This window comes from Campylobacter sp. BCW_6464 (assembly GCF_001762775.1).
GTDB lineage: Bacteria > Campylobacterota > Campylobacteria > Campylobacterales > Campylobacteraceae > Campylobacter_D > Campylobacter_D jejuni.
The window spans coordinates 80,820-97,307 of sequence record NZ_MJXM01000041.1 but is presented as its reverse complement, the minus strand read 5'-3'; the positions used below and the strand labels follow the sequence as shown (position 1 = coordinate 97,307).

General features: G+C 32.2%; 17 protein-coding genes. 2 read left to right on the top strand and 15 right to left on the bottom strand.

What is annotated here, in order from left to right; translation table 11 throughout:
* Positions 1-3: 3 nt before the first annotated feature.
* Positions 4-1,449 (bottom strand): acetyl-CoA carboxylase subunit A, encoded by a 1,446-nt coding sequence (locus AJ885_RS03210; protein ID WP_002856595.1) that lies wholly within the window; start codon positions 1,447-1,449, stop codon positions 4-6.
* Positions 1,450-1,588: 139 nt separating this feature from the next.
* On the opposite strand from AJ885_RS03210, the gene ftsW reads away from it, so the two are divergent.
* Both ftsW and murG read left to right on the top strand, forming a co-directional pair.
* On the top strand, positions 1,589-2,752 hold the full coding sequence (gene ftsW / locus AJ885_RS03205; protein ID WP_002853553.1) for a putative lipid II flippase FtsW: 1,164 nt from the start codon (positions 1,589-1,591) through the stop codon (positions 2,750-2,752).
* The gene (gene murG, locus AJ885_RS03200; RefSeq protein ID WP_002880747.1) at positions 2,749-3,777 is read left to right on the top strand and encodes an undecaprenyldiphospho-muramoylpentapeptide beta-N-acetylglucosaminyltransferase; all 1,029 of its coding nucleotides are present in this window, start codon (positions 2,749-2,751) and stop codon (positions 3,775-3,777) included. The genes ftsW and murG overlap by 4 nt, the downstream gene beginning before the upstream one ends.
* Here murG and AJ885_RS03195 read toward each other — a convergent pair.
* The 14 genes from AJ885_RS03195 to murC all read right to left on the bottom strand — a co-directional run bounded on the left by AJ885_RS03195 (position 3,748) and on the right by murC (position 16,474).
* Positions 3,748-4,911, bottom strand: a complete 1,164-nt coding sequence (locus AJ885_RS03195) for an MFS transporter (RefSeq protein ID WP_070280734.1) — start codon at positions 4,909-4,911, stop codon at positions 3,748-3,750. The genes murG and AJ885_RS03195 overlap by 30 nt on opposite strands.
* Positions 4,912-4,918: 7 nt before the next feature.
* A complete protein-coding gene (locus AJ885_RS03190; protein WP_070210340.1) occupies positions 4,919-5,770 on the bottom strand; it encodes an ATP-binding protein in 852 nt (283 codons plus the stop codon).
* A gap of 61 nt (positions 5,771-5,831) precedes the next feature.
* Positions 5,832-6,722, bottom strand: a complete 891-nt coding sequence (locus tag AJ885_RS03185) for a helix-turn-helix domain-containing protein (RefSeq protein WP_070247867.1) — start codon at positions 6,720-6,722, stop codon at positions 5,832-5,834.
* Positions 6,719-7,324 (bottom strand): thiamine phosphate synthase, encoded by a 606-nt coding sequence (locus AJ885_RS03180; RefSeq protein WP_070210237.1) that lies wholly within the window; start codon positions 7,322-7,324, stop codon positions 6,719-6,721. Before AJ885_RS03180 ends, AJ885_RS03185 begins: the two co-directional genes overlap by 4 nt.
* Positions 7,314-8,459 (bottom strand): 2-iminoacetate synthase ThiH, encoded by a 1,146-nt coding sequence (gene thiH / locus AJ885_RS03175; RefSeq protein WP_002870572.1) that lies wholly within the window; start codon positions 8,457-8,459, stop codon positions 7,314-7,316. The genes AJ885_RS03180 and thiH overlap by 11 nt, the downstream gene beginning before the upstream one ends.
* Positions 8,460-8,461: 2 nt before the next feature.
* Entirely contained in the window at positions 8,462-9,238 is a 777-nt protein-coding gene (locus tag AJ885_RS03170; RefSeq protein ID WP_057100806.1) for a thiazole synthase, read from the bottom strand.
* Positions 9,239-9,240: 2 nt separating this feature from the next.
* The gene (thiF, locus tag AJ885_RS03165; protein WP_079396818.1) at positions 9,241-10,044 is read right to left on the bottom strand and encodes a thiamine biosynthesis protein ThiF; all 804 of its coding nucleotides are present in this window, start codon (positions 10,042-10,044) and stop codon (positions 9,241-9,243) included.
* On the bottom strand, positions 10,041-10,232 hold the full coding sequence (gene thiS / locus AJ885_RS03160) for a sulfur carrier protein ThiS (RefSeq protein WP_044780229.1): 192 nt from the start codon (positions 10,230-10,232) through the stop codon (positions 10,041-10,043). The genes thiF and thiS overlap by 4 nt, the downstream gene beginning before the upstream one ends.
* Before the next feature lie 9 nt (positions 10,233-10,241).
* A complete protein-coding gene (gene dapE, locus AJ885_RS03155) occupies positions 10,242-11,339 on the bottom strand; it encodes a succinyl-diaminopimelate desuccinylase (protein WP_070210239.1) in 1,098 nt (365 codons plus the stop codon).
* Between the two features lie 3 nt (positions 11,340-11,342).
* Positions 11,343-11,942: a LysE family translocator gene (locus AJ885_RS03150; RefSeq protein ID WP_070280733.1), complete on the bottom strand. Its 600-nt coding sequence runs from the start codon at positions 11,940-11,942 to the stop codon at positions 11,343-11,345.
* Positions 11,935-12,636 (bottom strand): SIR2 family NAD-dependent protein deacylase, encoded by a 702-nt coding sequence (locus tag AJ885_RS03145; RefSeq protein WP_070210240.1) that lies wholly within the window; start codon positions 12,634-12,636, stop codon positions 11,935-11,937. Before AJ885_RS03145 ends, AJ885_RS03150 begins: the two co-directional genes overlap by 8 nt.
* Positions 12,633-14,843: an endonuclease MutS2 gene (locus tag AJ885_RS03140; protein ID WP_079860269.1), complete on the bottom strand. Its 2,211-nt coding sequence runs from the start codon at positions 14,841-14,843 to the stop codon at positions 12,633-12,635. The genes AJ885_RS03145 and AJ885_RS03140 overlap by 4 nt, the downstream gene beginning before the upstream one ends.
* The gene (locus AJ885_RS03135) at positions 14,833-15,183 is read right to left on the bottom strand and encodes a hypothetical protein (protein ID WP_044779174.1); all 351 of its coding nucleotides are present in this window, start codon (positions 15,181-15,183) and stop codon (positions 14,833-14,835) included. The genes AJ885_RS03140 and AJ885_RS03135 overlap by 11 nt, the downstream gene beginning before the upstream one ends.
* Positions 15,176-16,474, bottom strand: a complete 1,299-nt coding sequence (gene murC, locus AJ885_RS03130) for a UDP-N-acetylmuramate--L-alanine ligase (RefSeq protein WP_079860270.1) — start codon at positions 16,472-16,474, stop codon at positions 15,176-15,178. Before murC ends, AJ885_RS03135 begins: the two co-directional genes overlap by 8 nt.
* Positions 16,475-16,488 lie beyond the last annotated feature (14 nt).

Genomic DNA, 16,488 nt, shown 5'->3' with positions numbered 1-16,488 from the left:
CTATTATTCTCTACTTTCTCGTATTTTTTTAAGCGTAGCAGCTATTGCAGCTATAACTTCTTCTTTATTTTCTTGATGACGATCTTCTGTTTTTTCTAATAATTCTTGCATATGTGTTTCTATGAAAGAGGTGTCTAAATACCCTCTTCTAAATTCTCTTGTTTTTGTAATAGCGATTAAAAATGGTATTGTTGTTCTAATATCATCAATCACAAATTCCTTCAAAGCACGCTCAAGTTTATTAACCGCTAAATCATAACTTGTTGCTTTAATAATAAGCTTTGCAAGCATGGAATCATAATAAGGCGGTACAGTATAGTCTTTATAAATATGACTATCAACCCTAACAGATGGTCCAAGAGCTGGGTAGTATTCTCCTATTTTTCCAGGACTTGGAATAAAATTTTTCCATACATTTTCAGCAGTAATTCTAGCTTCAATAGCAAAACCCCTAGGTTTAATATCGCTTTGTTCTAAGTCCAAAATTTCTCCTGCTGCAATACGAATTTGTCTTACAATAAGGTCAATACCTGTAATTTCTTCAGTAATTGGATGTTCAACTTGAATTCTTGTATTCATTTCCATAAAATAAAAGCGATTATAATCATCAAGCAAAAACTCTATAGTTCCAGCATTTGTATAACCTACAGCCTTAGCAGCTGCCACAGCTGTAACACCCATGGTTTTTCTAAGATTATCTGAAATTCCAGGGCAAGGTGCTATCTCAATTACCTTTTGATGTCTTCTTTGGATAGAACAATCCCTTTCACAAAGATGGATAATATTTCCGTAGTTATCTCCTAAAATTTGAAATTCTATATGCCTAGGATTAACTACATATTTTTCCATAAATACTTCATCATTATTAAAGTATGTTAAAGCTTCTCTTTTGCAAGATTCAAAGGCATTTTCAAGATCTTGTTCTTTATGAACAACGCGAATTCCGCGTCCACCTCCACCACCTGAAGCTTTTAAAATAACAGGATAACCAATCTTCTCAGCAAAAATTTTAATTTCTTCCATGCTATAGGAATTTAATTTTTCAGTCCCTGGAACAATAGGTATGCCATTTTTAGCCATTAACTTACGAGCGATATTTTTATTTCCCATCTTATGGATTACTTCAGATTTTGGACCTATAAAAATAATTCCAGCATCTTCACAAGCCTTAGCAAATTCGTAATTCTCACTTAAAAATCCATAACCAGGATGGATCGCATCAGCACCACAAGCCTTAGCAATCTCGACAATACGAGCAACATCTAAATATCCTCTTATAGCATCCGTTCCTATGCGATAAGCCTCATCTGCGATTTTTACATGCAAACATTCACGATCAGGCTCTGTAAAAACTGCAACACTTTTAATATGTAAATCTCTACAAGCACGGATTACTCTAACAGCTATTTCAGCTCTATTTGCTATGAGAATTTTATGGATTTGATTCATAATTTGCCTTTTTTATTATATTTTTATTGTTAATTTTAGCAAATTTTCCTTACAAAAACTTAGCAAAAAATTTAATTTATTTTAGTTATAATAAAACTTTTTAAAATTTTAATTCCAATAAAGAAAAGTTATAATTATAATGGTTGCTGATAAAAGATTATTTTATTTAAGTTGTATTTTAATCACCATAGGAATAGTATTTTCATACTCTCTTACAGCTTTTACTGTTCTTTTTCTTGACTATAGCGAGTTTCATTTTTTTATTCGTCAGCTTTTTTTTGGAATTAGTGGCATACTTATAATGTTTTTTATTTCTCGATTGGATCCTGATAAGGCACTTTCTAAAAAAATTATTTTAGCTATTTTGATTATTTCTTTTATCTTTATTATCATTTTACCATTTTTACCTTCTGCATTAGCAACAGCTAGCGGAGGAGCTAAACGCTGGATACGCTTAGGCCCACTCTCTATCTCTCCTGTGGAATTTTTTAAAATAGGATTGATTTATTTTTTAGCATGGAGCTATACAAGGCGTATTGATGATAGCAAAAAAGCTATCAGACACGAGGCTTTAATTCTTCTACCTTATTGCATCTTAGCTTCTATAGTTATAGGATATATTTATATCACTCAAAACGATTTAGGACAAAGCGTAATTTCTTTCTTTTTGATTCTAGCTTTAGCTTTTTTTGCAGGAGCTAGTAAAAGGCTTTTTGCTTTTGGAACTTTAATCATTATGATGATAGGTATAATGGTAATTTTTAGCAACCAAAGAAGAATTCAAAGAATCGCTTCTTGGTGGGGGAATATACAAGATGCTTTTTTACCTATGCTTCCTGATTGGCTAGCAAATGCTTTGAGAGTAAGTAGCAACAGCGAACCTTATCAGATTTCGCACTCTTTAAATGCTATAGCCCATGGAGGAATGTTTGGTGAAGGCCTAGGACTTGGAACTTTTAAATTAGGCTTTTTAAGTGAAGTGCATACTGACTTTGTTCTTTCAGGAATTACTGAAGAAATAGGACTCTTAGGTCTTGGAGTTATTTGCTATATTTATCTTTGGATGATTTTAAGAATTTTTAGAATTGCAGGAAGATGCGAAGCTAAACAAGATTTTATTTTTTGTTCAGGCATAGCCTTACTTTTACTTTTTTCTTTCTTTATGAATGCTTTTGGTATTATTTCTCTTACTCCACTAAAAGGTGTAGCGGTTCCACTTTTAAGCTATGGAGGAAGTTCAATGTGGGCAATTTGCATAGGCATAGGATATGTATTAATGATTTCAAAAAAGGTTAAATTATGACAATAGCTTTAACAGGTGGCGGAACTGGAGGGCATTTAGCCATAGTGCGTTGCTTATTAGAAAGTGCGATTAAAAAAAATATAGAATGTATATATATAGGCAGTCAAAATGGTCAAGATAAAGCTTGGTTTGAAAATGAAGTACGCTTTAAGGAAAAAATTTTTTTAAGCTCTAAAGGAGTGGTTAATCAAAGCAAATTTGGCAAAATCAGTTCTTTACTCCACACCTTAAAACTCTCCAAAGATTGTAGAGAAATTTTTAAAAAATACCACATCCAAGCCGTTTTTAGTGTAGGTGGATATAGTGCAGCTCCCGCATCTTTTGCGGCTTTATCCTCACATTTGCCTCTTTTTATACACGAGCAAAATTCAAAAAGTGGCTCTTTAAACATGCTTTTAAAACCTTTCGCTACAAAATTTTTTAGCGCCTTTGAAAAAGAATTTAGTCCTTATCCTGTGGCAAATAAATTTTTTGATAATGCTAGGACTCGCACAGAATTAAAAAATATTATTTTCCTAGGAGGATCACAAGGAGCTAGCTTTATAAACGAACTAGCTTTAAATCTCGCCCCAAAGCTTCAAGAGCAAAACATCAAAATCATCCATCAATGCGGAAAAAATGATTTTGAAAAATGCAAAAAACACTACCAAAGCTTAAATATCCAAGCTGATGTTTTTGACTTTAGTTCAAATTTGGAAGAAAAAATGAAAAATGCAGATCTAGCTATATCAAGAGCAGGTGCAAGTACCCTTTTTGAACTTTGCGCCAACACCTTGCCTGCTATTTTCATACCTTATCCTTATGCAGCTAAAAATCATCAATACTTTAATGCTAAATTTTTACAAGATCAAGCTTTATGTCAAATTTTCACGCAAGATTCGATCAATCTTGATGATTTTTTAAAAGCAATGTTAAAACTTAACTTAGAAGATATTTCTACAAGATTGCAAAATATAGCACAAAAAAATGGTGGGGATATTTTGCTAGAAAAAGCACTATCTGATAACTTGGCTTTTATACGATAAATATCCAAAGATATTTACTAAAATTCCAACAAAAACTAACATCAAAATAGCAAATGAAAAATTTTCAAATTTATCATGCAAAAAACCTATAATCCATTGTCCTTGTGCTGCGATTAAATACCCAAAACCCTGAGCTAAAGCAGAAAGTCTCGCTGCTATTTGAGCATTAGAGCTTTTTTGTGCAATAAAAAGCAGTGCAATGCCAAAAACTCCACCCCATGGAAAACCCATGATAAAAGCACTAATAATAATAGAAATTTTGCTATCAAAAATAAAGAGCATACCAAAAGCGATCACATACATACTGCACAAACCTGCTATGTAAAAAGTATGTAAATTTTGCCTTAATTTTCCTAAAAGTAAAGGGCCAAAAAGAGACACTGGAGCTGCAACAAGTTGAGCAAATAAAACCATACTTGTAGAAAATTCTTTATCAAATCCTTTTTCTACAACAATTTGAACATACCAAAAAAACAAAGAATAAACTAAAAAACTTTGAAATCCCATAAAAAGAGTAATTTTCCAAGTTGTTAAATTTGTAAAAAGATTGATTTTTTTATAAGCTTTTTTCTTAATGCGAAAAAATCTACCATTTTTAGCTTGAGAATAGTAAACTACTAAAGCTACAAAAGAAAAAATAGCCCAGAAAAACATAGCTCCAGCTAAATCAAATACACTAAGCAAAGGTATAGCTAAAGCAATACCCATAATCGAAGAAATAGTCAAAACAAGACTATAAATTCCCATTATACTTGCCATTTTTTTTGGAAATTTTTCTTTAATAAAACTAGGAAGTAAAACATTTGCAATTGCTATACCACAGCCCATTGCTAACATTCCCAAAAATAAGCCATATACACCAAAATAAGAACGAATAATTTCGCCTAAAAAAATTAAAAAAATTCCAAAAACAATAGCACGAATAGGAGAAAAATACCCCACAATAAAAGAAATACTTCCAAAAGCTATCAAAGGAAGACTTGTAAGTATGCCCGCTACGGTTGAGTTTAAATAATACTTATCTTTAATAATATCAATAATAGGCCCCACTGCAGTAATTGGGGCTCTAAGATTAAAAGCTACAATAATAACAATAATAACATTAATCCAAAATATCTTTTTAAAAGAAGCCATAAAAGCCTTATTTGTTAAGTTCTACTTTGAATATTTTACCTTCTGCCATCTTAGGAATCCATAAAATATTACCTTCAATAAATATATCTGCAGGACCTTTCATCAAAGGAAGTTCAAGTTTTACAGATTTAACATTATCTAAATTATAAATATATCCATTTAGATTATTTCCCCAAGAACTTACCAATAAACCATCTTTATAAGGAACTATTCCATCATAAGATTCTTTTTCATTTTTAATTATACTGAGTTCTTTTGTATTTAAATCATAAGCCATTACAACACCGCCACTTACACCATCAGGATGATAACCAGCTATAAAAAGCTTATATTTTTTTCTATCTAGATATAACCCATTTGGACCGCCAAATTTTGCTAAATCAAGTTTTAATAATTCATCATATTGCTTAGTTTTTAAATCAACCTTTAAAATAAGCCCTGTGCCAGTATCGCTAACCAAAAGCGTATTGTCGTCTAATTTTTCTATGTCATTTAAAAAGATTGCACCTTTAATAGGTAAATTAAAAATTTCTTTTTTAGTTTTAAGATCAAAACCGCGTAAAACATCGATATCTACCACATAAAGAGTTTTTCCAATCTCCATCATGCCTTTTGGTGCATTAAGATGGGTTAAAAATTTATATTCTAACACTTTGCCATTTTTATCAAGCTTAGAAATAAATCCATCATTATCTTTCGCCAAAGGTTCAAGTTTTTCTCCTACATTAGATACATAAACATAGTTTTTATCTACAAAAATACTTTCAGGGCTTTTAAAACCATCAAATTCTTGATATTTTAATTCACTTGCACCAAGCAAACTTCCAAGAAGCGCTAAACTTAAAACATATTTTTTCATATTTTCTCCTTTATTTAAAAATATTTTCATTGAATTATATTTATTTAGATAAAAAAATGTGCTAGTTTTTTGATAAAAAATACAAGTTTTTTGTTTTTTGATATTGCTTAGGAGTTTGCTCATATTTCTCTTTAAATCTTTCAATAAACCAAGCTACCGAAGAAAAAGCGCACTCATTAGCTATTTCATTGATATTTTTTTTAGAAAATTTAAGTAAAATCTTTGCTTTTTGCAACCTTTTTTCATCTAACCATTTTTTAGGACTTTGTCCAAAACATTTCTTAAATTCTTTAGAAAAAGTTGCTAAATCTAATTTCGCAAAATTAGACATTTCATTTACGCTTAAAAATTCTCTACCACAATACTCAAAAAGTTGGGAAAGATCAAGGCGAAATTCTTTTAAAATTCCTGATAAAAAACTAATAAAATAAATATTCTTATTTAAAAGCAAATGTAAAAAAATCTCTTCAAATTTCAAACTCACTATAGGATCTAAAATTTGCGTATTTTCTTCAAAATGCGGTGAAAAACTTTCCAAAATTCCTTGCAAAATCTTATCATTTTTTACCCAAAAAATTTCATAGTTTTGAAACTTTTGATCTAGTTTAAAAAAATCTTTATACTTATGAATAAGTTCAATTAAAAATGCATTGTCAAAAAAAAATAAATAAGCTTCATAAACTCCTTTACTAAGTCCTACATTACTTAAAGTATAGCTCCCAGCTTTTAAAAACAAAGTTTCATAAGAGTTAATCTTATAATCTTTTGATGCAGTATGTAAAATTTTATATCCTTTGCGAACAAAAGTTAAAAGATGACTTCCTACATTAACAAAAGTAGAATGCGAAGTATCCGTTTGTGTATATTTGGCAAAAGTGCAAGATTTAATTTTTTTATAATTGACACCTTTTAATTGCTTTAAATCTTCTGGTAAAGAAAGAATTTTATTCATCGTAAATTTTGCCTACATTCTAAAAGATACTTTTTAAGATCTTTTTCTTTCATTAAAATTTCACGCATACAAACGCCTGCTATATTTATATCTTTAAAATTTTCCATATTTTGAGCATTGATACCGCCTATAGCATAAAGCGGAATTTGACTAAATTCAAGTAAGGATTTTAAAAAATCAAGCCCTTTAGGTTCTAAACCCGCCTTGCAAGAACTTTCAAAAATATGCCCTACAAAAGCATAATTTACCTTATAACTCATCGCCTCTAAAAGCTCTTCTTTGCTATGGACTGAAGTACCAAGTATATGAAAATATTTTATTAATTTAGGCTCTTTTCTTAGCAAAGAAAGCGGTGCGTGAAAATAACGATGTCCCAATTTTAAACAAACCTTATCAAAAGAATGCAAAAAACAAGTCACTTTTTGCTTTGTGCAAATGCTTAAAACTTCTTTTGCTAAGTCATAATACTCAAATTCGCTTAAATCTTTTTCTCTTAAAACTATAGCATCTACCTTGGCCTTAGCAAGTTTTTCAATCTGCTTTAAGAAGTCTATTTGCACACATTTTCTATCACTTATAGCGATGATTTTTTTATCCCACATAAATGCTATCACTCATCACAGCTTGCAAATTGGATCTTTTAAGCATGGCTAAAATTTCATCTACACTCCTATCATCTGAAATTTCAAACTGCTCATCGCCCTTTTTCTCGCCCTTATGCTCACCTATACCCACACTCACTCCTGCACTCATTTTAGTAGCACCAAGCTTGATAACCTCATCTCTAAAACCTATTCTTTCACGACTTGAAATGGTAATACCCGCAAAAGGTAAAAAAAGTCTATAAGCACAAAGTACTTGCAAAAGGCGTTTTTCACTCACATCTTTAGGATGGATTTTGGCATTATTGATAATAGGTCTTAAACGAGGCACTGAAATAGAAATTTCAGCATGCGGATAAGCTTGTTGTAAAAAATGCGCATGAAGTGCCGTAGCAAGAGCGTCTTTTCTAAAATCATCTATACCCAAAAGTGCCGCAAAAGCCACTCCACGCATACCCGCTTTTAAAGCTCTTTCTTGAGCATTAAAGCGATAAGGAAAAATGCGTTTTTCGCCACCTAAATGAATTTTAGAATATTTTAAAGGATTGTAAGTTTCTTGAAAAACAGTCACATAATCACAACCCTTTTCATGTAAAATTTTATATTCATCTTCATTCATAGGATAAATTTCAACGCCTACAACCTTAAAATACTCTCTAGCTATTTTACAAGCATTTGCTATATATTCTACACTTGCAAACTCCCTACCCTCACCTGTTAGCATTAAAATTTCTTCTAAACCACTTTTAGCAATAGCTTGCATTTCTTCGTGAATTTCAGCTTCACTTAGCTTAGCTCTTGCGATTTTATTTCCTTTTTGAAAACCACAATAAACACATTTAGAATTACAATAATTTGACAAATAAAGCGGAGTAAAAAGAGAGATAGAATTTCCAAAATATTTTTGCTTGACTTTGGCGGATTTAAAGGCTAATTCTTCTATGAAATCTTCTGCTGTACTTGAAAGCAAGGCTTTTAAATGCTCTATACTTAAATGCGTTTGATTTAAAGCATTTTTAACATCCTTGGCGCTAAATTGACTCTCATCATAGCTTTGAACTTGAGTTAAAACCTTGTTTAAAATTTCGCTTTTTATTTCCTGCATGTGAGGTAAATGCTGCATATAATCTTGCATGATTAATCCCTTAAAAAGCCTGTTAATGGAGAACTTGCTTTAGCCTCGCTCACACTTGCCAAACCCGCCAAAAAAGCCGCTCTTCCTGCATTTACCGCCAAAGAAAAAGCTCTAGCCATCAAGGCTATATCTTTAGCTTCAGCTATGGCTGTATTTACCATCACCGCACTTACTCCCATTTGCATAGCTTCACAAGCTTGCGCAGGACTTCCAATACCCGCATCTACAATAATAGGCAAATCAATTTCATTAAGCAAAATTTGTATAAATTCCTTAGCACATAAGCCTTTATTGCTCCCAATAGGTGCTGCCAAAGGCATGATAGCCGCAGCTCCTGCATCACGCATAGCTCTAGCTGCGTAAAGATCAGCATGCATGTAAGGTAAAGGCGTAAAGCCCTCTTTAGCTAAAAGCTCGCAAGCTTTAATCGTTTCATAATTATCAGGCAACAAATACCTACTATCACTTATCACTTCTATCTTGATAAGTTCTCCGCAACCAAGCTCTCTTGAAAGCCTTGCAATACGTAAGGCTTCATCGGCGTTTCTTGCGCCTGAAGTGTTGGGTAAAAGTGTGATATTTTTAGGGATATAATCAAGTATATTAGCAATTTCCCCTGTATTTGCACGGCGTAAGGCTAGAGTGATAATCTGCGCTTTAGCTTCTTCTATGGCTGATTTTATAAGCTCTAGCGAATATTTTCCAGAACCTAAAATAAATCTTGAATCAAACTCGTATTTGCCTATTTTTAATTTATCATTTTTTAAATTTTCTTGCATTTTTACTCCTTATTTGCTAAAAGCTCTAAAACAAGGTTACTTTGATGTCCTGCGCAAATATTTACCCTTGGCGCCATAAGTCCATTTCCTAGCTTAGCACCATTTACCAAATCCCCACATACATAGAAATTTTTAGCAATTTTTCTTGTTTGTATGCTGTTGCTATCGCCATAACCCGCAAGTCCTGAAGCACAGATTAAAATACTATCTTTGTAAAATCTATGAAAATTTTGTGCTATCATCGCTTTTGCGATAGCACTATCAAAGGCTTCACAAACTATATCTATATCTTTAAACAAAGACTTTAAATTATCCTCATCGATTTTTAAAGTGCAAATTTCAACGCTAATATAAGGGTTAATCTCGCTAATTTGCTCTTTTAAAGCTTCGGTTTTAAATTTACCCAAATCACTCACACGATAAGCTTGACGATTCAAATTACTAGGCTCAATCACATCAAAATCAATCAGCTTTAAAAACCCCACACCACTTCTTGCTAAATTTATCGCTATATGCGATCCAAGTCCGCCCAAACCACAAACTGCCACACGTCCATTTTTAAGCTTGTCGTGAAGTTTTGGAGTGTGTCTTGCTCTCATCATAGCGTCTAGCGCATCTTTTGGAGGTAAAGTATTTCTTTCTATACAAAAAAGCTCATCATCTTCGTTTAAAGCGATATTCTCTTTTGTTGCAAAACCATTGATAATCCATACATCGTTTTCATTTTTGCTGATATTATCAAAAAATTCCAAACTTGTTTTAAAGTCTGTATCAAGTTCTTTGCCATTAAATTTCACTCTCATCATCCACCCCCTACAAAACTTACGATTTCGGCTTTATCATTTTCTTTTAAAATCAAATTTTCAAACTCACTTTTTGGTATGATTTCTCCATTTAATTCTAAAGCAATAAGTTCGATTTTAAAACCTTTTTCTTTGATAAAATCCATAAATTTAAGCTCTTTAAAATCAAGTTTTTCTCCGTTAATGATCATTTTAAACCTTTAAAAATTCTCTATCAAATCCCTAAAAACAAGGCAAAGTTTTTCAAATTCTTCTATGCTTACTCTTTCATCAATAGCGTGAATTCTATCATTACAAACCCCAAATTCCACTACTTTTACACCATATTTTGCAAAATACCTTGCATCACTTGTACCGCCTTTGGTATTAAGCTCTGGTACTTCATGAGTGATTTTTTGAACGCTTTCATTCATTTTTTGAACGATTTTATTATCGATATTTGTCAAAAAAGCTTCGCTTGATTGTTTTAGCTCTAACTCATAGTTTAAACCATGGCAAATTTTTTCTACATAACTTTTTACATCTTCTAAGCTTGTATCAGGAGAATTACGCACATTAAACATAAGTTTTAAATCATTTGGCGTAACATTACACACCCCCATACCTCCGCGAATATCGGTAATAACGATTTTTGAAGGACTAAATTCAGCACTTCCAGGATCAAGATCAAAACCCGCTAAAAGCTTTAAAACTGGCGCAAAATCATGCACAGGATTGATACATTTTTCAGGATAAGCAACATGCCCTTGTTTTCCGCGGATTAAAAGTTTTCCATTGATAGAACCACGACGCCCTATTTTAATACTATCGCCGATTTTTTTAACACAGGTTGGCTCGGCAACCACAGCATAATCAGGCAGCATATCTCTTTCTTGCATCCATTCTAAAACAGCCTTAGTTCCATATATAGCTTCGCCTTCTTCATCACTTGTTAAAATAAGACTCAGTCTTGCTCCTTTAAAATCTACATTCTTTGCCGCATCTACAAAAGCTGCTACTCCGCTTTTCATATCTTGAGCACCCCTTGCATAGATAAAGCCTTCTTTTTCTATAGGCACAAAAGCATCACTACTCCAACCCTCGCCTGCAGGCACCACATCTACATGCCCACCAAAAGCTAAATGCTCACCCTCATCTTTAAATTTTTTAGTGAGTAAAAGGTTTTTAATGCCTTCTTTTTCTATAAAAAAAGCTTCAAAATCACTCAGTTCCATAGCGATGAAATTTAAAGCTCCATCATCATTTGGCGTAACAGATTTAAATTTTAAAAATTCGATTAAAAATTCTTTTGCATTCATTTTTTATCCTAAGAAAGTTTTATATAATAAATTAAGAGCAAAATACTCTATAATTATAGCTGAAATTATATTGATTATAAAAACAACTTTTGCACTAAAAACATGACTATATCTTGCCACCACAAAGGCTAAAGCACTTACCCAAAAAAGTATAGCCACAACAAGCCCTAAAGTCATCAAATAAGCATAATCACTACTTAAAACCACGCTTGCAGCACTAAGCCAAAATCCTATCACAAAAGGATTTGAACCATTTAAAAAAGCTCCTTTAATATAACTTTTCAAAAGACTTTCTTTAAATTCTTTATGCTCTAAATTTAAGCTTTCTTTCTTTTTTCTTAGCATCAAGTACGCCATATAAGTTAAAAAACAAAAACCAAAAATCGCCAAAGAACGCATAAAAATAACATTGTCTAAAAAATTTAAAAGCCCAAATTGAAGCAAAAAAAGATAAAGCATATCTATACTAAATGCTCCAAGTCCTACAGCTATGGAATTTTTAAAAGCTTTTAGTGCATAAGTTAAAATCAAAATATTTACAGGTCCAAAAGGAACACTCACTCCAAAGCCCAAAAAAACTCCACTTAAAAAAGAATCAAACATTACCATCTTTCATAAAATTTTCTATATCAAGTGCGATTTTATCAATAGCGCTTATAATATCTTCTATATAGATTTTATCAAAATACCGCTCTAAATTCGCATCTTTTTCGTAGATATTTAAAATACTTTTTTCGCACATTGAAGCATAACGCCCTACAGGCAAAACCGCCCCACTTGTGCCTACGCTGATAAAAAGCGAAGTTTGATTTAGCAAAGAATAAAGCATAGCATAAGCAGGAGCTTGCTCTTCAAACATGACTATATTGTGTCTTAAATCCTTACTTTTGCATTTTGGGCATTGTTTATCTGTGATTTTTTCATAACCTATATTAAAAATTTCTTCGCATTTTAAGCAGCGAAGTTCGGGCAAAAAGCCATGCAAATGCACTACATCTTTACACCCTGCACGCTCTAGCAAATCATCTACATTTTGCGTGATAACAAAAAGATTTTTACCCCATTTTTCTTTTAATTGTGCGATTTTTTCATGAGCATGATTTGGCTTTACATTTTGAAGTTGCGCCCTTCTTGCATCGTAAAAATCAAGCACTTTTTTAGGGTTTTTTCTAAAACCTGTTGCGGAGCAAACCTCCATCACATCGTATTCTTCCCAAAGTCCATCATTATCTCTAAAAGTTTTAAGTCCACTTGGAGCAGACAAACCCGCTCCACTTAATATCATAATGTTTTTCATAATCTCACCACCTTAGCACCAAAGCCACCTTGATTGATCGGTGCGTCATTAAAGCCTTTAACACTTTTATGGGTTTTTAAAAACTCTCTTACCGCAAAGGCAAGCTTTCCTGTGCCTATACCATGATAGATCAAAACCTCATCAAATCCCGCTATTAAAGCATCTGAAATAAATTTATCAAGCCTTGAAATAGCCTCATCACTCCTAAGTCCATGCAAATCCAAAGTTACGCTTAGATTGCTTGGTTTGCTTACGCTTATACTTGTTTTTGCTACTTTTTTTGGCATTGCACCACTTTTTTTAAGCAGTTTTAAAGGCACACGAAGTTTGATCCCATCGCTTTCAACCATAGCATCGTTTTTAGAAATGCTTATGATTTTACCCTTAATTTTTTCATATTTTACAAAATCCCCCACACGCAATTCTTCGTTTTGCTCCATACTTGGCAAGATGATTTCTTTTTTAAGTTCATTGGCTTTATTAAGGCTTCTTTGCTTATCTTTTGTGTCTTTAAGCTGTATGGTTTTCTTAGCTTCTTCTATGGCTTTGTGAAATTTAAATTCTAAATTTCTCAAACTCGTGCGAAATTCTTGTTCATTTTTTTCTTTTTGATCTTTTAAAGAAAGTAAAATTTCATCGACTTTTTGCTCTTTTTTCTCAACATTTTCAAGCTTAGCTTTTAGTTCTAATTCAAGATTGATATTTTTACCCACAAGCTCTTCTAAATTTTCTTTATCCTCGCCATAAAGCTTTTTAGCCTCGCTAACTAAATTCGGCGGAATCTGATAACGCAAAGCGGTTTCAAAGGCATAAGATTTTCCTATAGTACCTTTTAAAAACTCATATTTTGGGCGTGAAAGCTCTTCATCATATAAAGCAGCAATGAGTTCAACTTGCTCATTTTTTGCTAAAAGCATGGCAAGGCGTTTGTGGTGCGTGGTGATGATGATTTTAAGATTATTAGCTATGAGTTTTGAAATTAACACACTATACAAACAAGCCGCTTCTTCAAAATCTGTTCCAAGCTCTATTTCATCTATACCTAAAAGCAAATTTTTCTTAGAAAAAAGTCTAGAAAAATGCAACATTCTTCCTGCAAAAGTTGAAATGTCGTTTTTAACATTTTGCGGATCTTCTATGATGGCATCAAATTCTTTAAAAGTACCAATTTTACTTTCACTTGCTTTGATATGCATAGGCAAAAGATGTTTAGCTAAAAATGCTGCGCTTAGCATGGATTTTAAAAGCATGGATTTTCCGCCTGCATTTACCCCTGTGATGATTAAAACTTGTTTTTTAAATTCCAAACTCACGCTTTTTGGATTTTTTAAGGCAGGATGAGCGAAATTTTTAAGCACTAAATCCGTACTTTGATCACACAAAACAAATTCAAAATCCTTTTTTTTAGCAAGCAAAACCCTAGCACTATAATGATCAAAAAGATCAAAGGCTGTATTGATAAATTTTAAAAAAGGTAGGTTTTTTGCTAAAAAAGCTGAGAAATTTTTAGCGTATTCATAATAAATTTCTTCTTTTTGATTTTTGATTTTTTCTATATCATTTTGCAAATTTTCAACACTTAAAGGCACGATATAAAAGCCACCGCCACTACTTCTACCTATGATTTTTGCTTTAATAGCGTGATTAAACCCGCCTCTTACAAGCAAGGCTTCAAGATTGTTTATAAGATGGATTTGTGTATCGATAAGATAAGGCATTAAAGCTTTTGTATAGCAAAATTTCTTAAACTCAGCTATTATGCTTTCGTTTTTCAATCTTAGAGCGGCATTAAGATTTACAAGTCTTTCATCTAAACTTTCTTTTAATTCCCCTTTCTCATCGAAATTCAAACAAAGCTCCAAAGCCCCGCTAACAAATTCTATCTTTTGTAGCCAAGAGTCTAAATTTGTTCCTAGTTTTATTTTTTTTAACTTTTCAAAATAACGAAAAATTTTTACAAATTCAAAAATTTCATCTAAATGTAAAATTCCTTGCTTGCTTAAATGAACTAAGGCTTTATCAAGATTGCTAAGCTCTGGCATAGCAGGAAATTCCACCTCGCAAAGCTCATGTATGCGTTTAAAATGAAGATTAGAATCTCCTTGCAAAAAAATCTCCTTATCTCTTGCAAAAAGGCCTTTAAATTCTTCTAAATAGCCGTTTAAATCAAGCTTTGAGATCAATTCTTCTTTTGCATCATTCATCATTTAACCTGCAATCTTTAATATCTATGATTAAAGAATTAAAACTTTGATTATTATCTTTTGAAATAAAACTTCCTGTACCAAATTCATAGTTAAAATACGCCTTAGATACATTAATATCTTTACATAAAATATTTTTATTTTGATTAAAAGCTACGATAATATCTGTTCTTAAACGACTTTTTTGCGTATTTTCAAATTCAAAAAATACCGCTAAAATGATAAAGATCACAAGCAAAATACCAAAAAAAGGTTTGGTTTTTTTGCCTAATTTTTCACGCAAAGCAAAAGTGATTAAGGCTAAAATTAAGATAATTAAAAGATATAAAAAAAATCTACTCATTTTTTTGCCTTAATTTATTGCTAATATCTCCCGCACCAAAACCTATAATAAGCCCTTCTTCAAAAACCTGCCCCTTAGAAGCTACCAAAAATTTACCCTCTCTTTTAATATCTTCTACAAACAAAGCCTTAGGAAAAACCGCCTTTAAATCAAGTTCTATAGACTCTTCTCCTGCGGCATAAACAGGTAAAATTACAAGCTCATCAACACCTTCAAAAGCCTTTGCAAATTCCTTTAAATTTGCGGCCAAACGCGTGTAGCGGTGAGGTTCAAAAATGGCTGTAATTTTTTTATATCCACCTAATTTTGCGTATTCTTGTGCTGCACTTAAAGTCGCTTTTATTTCGGTAGGATGATGACCATAATCGTCAATTAAAACCAAATTTTCATCAGCATGTAAAATATCAAAACGCTTTTTAATACCTTGATAATTTTTAAGCCTGGTTCTTATCGTTTCTATATCTAAGAAATTTAAAGCCGCCAAAATTGCCAAAGACGCATCAAGGGCTAAATGATATCCCATACCAAAAACCTTAAATTCACCTAAATCTTTCAACTCAAAACTTGTAAAAGGTTTGAAATTTTCTATACACATGGTGCAGTTTTTGATATCTTTGCTCGGATAAAGCTTGATTGACTCATTTTTATAATTTTTCAAAAACTCATCTTCAGCATTAATCACGCGAATTTTAGCCGTATCTAAAAACTCCACATAAGCATGATGGAGTTTTGAAACTTCATTGCCATAATGATCTAAATGCTCTGCTTCTGCATTGGTAACTATAGCCAAATAAGGATTTGAATTTAAAAAAGAACTATCGCTCTCATCAGCTTCAAAAACAAGGTTTTGGCTTTCTTTATAAATCATATTTGAACCAAATTCTTTTAAAATCGCTCCGATAATCACAGAAGCATCATCAAGCAAAGAAGCTAAAATGCTTGAAGTTGTGCTTTTTCCATGTGCTCCTGCAACCGCAAAAACACGCTTATCTTCTAAGATAAGAGGTAAGGCTTCCTTGCGTGAAAGACATTTAATGCCTAATTCTTTAGCGTGTTTAAATTCAGGATTTTCTTCTTTAATTGCAGCAGAGTAAATAACTAAATCTTTGTTTAAAATATTGTCTTTATGATGAGGGATGCTGACCTTAACCCCTTCTTTTTCAAGTTCTTTAGTAATTTTACTTTCCTTAAGATCACTCCCACTAATCTTAAAGCCTTTTTCTTTTAAAAATCTTGCTAAAGCGGAAATTCCTATACCACCTATGCCGATAAAATGGATATTTTGCATCATTTAAACCTTTATAC

Coding starts and splice junctions, on each gene's coding strand:
- thiF (WP_079396818.1), bottom strand. CDS start 10,044: ATGATGAGAGTGAAATTTAATGGCAAAGAACTTGATACAGACTTTAAA.
- AJ885_RS03195 (WP_070280734.1), bottom strand. CDS start 4,911: ATGGCTTCTTTTAAAAAGATATTTTGGATTAATGTTATTATTGTTATT.
- AJ885_RS03170 (WP_057100806.1), bottom strand. CDS start 9,238: ATGCAAGAAAATTTAAAAAATGATAAATTAAAAATAGGCAAATACGAG.
- AJ885_RS03145 (WP_070210240.1), bottom strand. CDS start 12,636: ATGAAAAACATTATGATATTAAGTGGAGCGGGTTTGTCTGCTCCAAGT.
- murG (WP_002880747.1), top strand. CDS start 2,749: ATGACAATAGCTTTAACAGGTGGCGGAACTGGAGGGCATTTAGCCATA.
- AJ885_RS03140 (WP_079860269.1), bottom strand. CDS start 14,843: ATGATGAATGATGCAAAAGAAGAATTGATCTCAAAGCTTGATTTAAAC.
- murC (WP_079860270.1), bottom strand. CDS start 16,474: ATGATGCAAAATATCCATTTTATCGGCATAGGTGGTATAGGAATTTCC.
- AJ885_RS03210 (WP_002856595.1), bottom strand. CDS start 1,449: ATGAATCAAATCCATAAAATTCTCATAGCAAATAGAGCTGAAATAGCT.
- AJ885_RS03190 (WP_070210340.1), bottom strand. CDS start 5,770: ATGAAAAAATATGTTTTAAGTTTAGCGCTTCTTGGAAGTTTGCTTGGT.
- AJ885_RS03135 (WP_044779174.1), bottom strand. CDS start 15,183: ATGAGTAGATTTTTTTTATATCTTTTAATTATCTTAATTTTAGCCTTA.
- AJ885_RS03185 (WP_070247867.1), bottom strand. CDS start 6,722: ATGAATAAAATTCTTTCTTTACCAGAAGATTTAAAGCAATTAAAAGGT.
- dapE (WP_070210239.1), bottom strand. CDS start 11,339: ATGAATGCAAAAGAATTTTTAATCGAATTTTTAAAATTTAAATCTGTT.
- thiH (WP_002870572.1), bottom strand. CDS start 8,459: ATGCAAGATTATATGCAGCATTTACCTCACATGCAGGAAATAAAAAGC.
- AJ885_RS03150 (WP_070280733.1), bottom strand. CDS start 11,942: ATGTTTGATTCTTTTTTAAGTGGAGTTTTTTTGGGCTTTGGAGTGAGT.
- thiS (WP_044780229.1), bottom strand. CDS start 10,232: ATGATCATTAACGGAGAAAAACTTGATTTTAAAGAGCTTAAATTTATG.
- AJ885_RS03180 (WP_070210237.1), bottom strand. CDS start 7,324: ATGTGGGATAAAAAAATCATCGCTATAAGTGATAGAAAATGTGTGCAA.
- ftsW (WP_002853553.1), top strand. CDS start 1,589: ATGGTTGCTGATAAAAGATTATTTTATTTAAGTTGTATTTTAATCACC.